Genomic DNA, 499 nt, shown 5'->3' with positions numbered 1-499 from the left:
ATGAAGCCATCCAACACGAAGTGTTTGGCCCGGTAATGACCATTCAGTCGTTTTCTGGTGATGAAGACGCGTTGCGCAAAGCGAATGATGTGGAATATGGCCTGGCCGCGAGCGTCTGGACCTGTAATCACNACAGCGTTTTTGCATTGACCTCGATTTTGGCACGGTGTGGATCAACAACCATATTCCACTGTGTGCGGAAATGCCGCACGGCGGGTTCAAGAAATCCGGCTACGGTAAAGATCTCTCCTCTTATTCACTCGATGAGTACACCCGAGTGAAACATATCATGTGCGATATTTCTGAATAGCGGGTAATACGATGAAAACATTAAAAATAGCCGCACTTTCATTGGTGATGTTCTCAGGATTCAGTCTGGCAGAAAGCTCACCGCTGAACACGGTTAAAGCATATATGGCAGCATGGAATGCGCATAATGCGCCGCTGGCTGCCCAGTACCTGGCGGACGATGCCGTTTATTACGATGCCGCCGCAGGAG

1 protein-coding gene and 1 pseudogene are annotated in these 499 nt (G+C 49.6%); both read left to right on the top strand.

Annotation, left to right across the window (positions count from 1 at the left end):
* Positions 1 to 35: 35 nt before the first annotated feature.
* Positions 36 to 310 (top strand): annotated as a pseudogene (locus FDX22_RS20015) (aldehyde dehydrogenase family protein).
* An 11-nt stretch (positions 311 to 321) separates the two neighbouring features.
* The coding region (locus FDX22_RS32695; protein WP_146717673.1) for a nuclear transport factor 2 family protein at positions 322 to 499 on the top strand (178 nt) is incomplete at its 3' end.

Origin of the sequence: Citrobacter sp. TBCS-14 (assembly GCF_005280805.1) — a bacterium.
In the GTDB taxonomy this organism is placed as follows: domain Bacteria; phylum Pseudomonadota; class Gammaproteobacteria; order Enterobacterales; family Enterobacteriaceae; genus Citrobacter; species Citrobacter gillenii.
The sequence above is the reverse complement of the archived record's forward strand: the minus strand, read 5'-3'. Positions and strand labels throughout refer to the sequence as shown.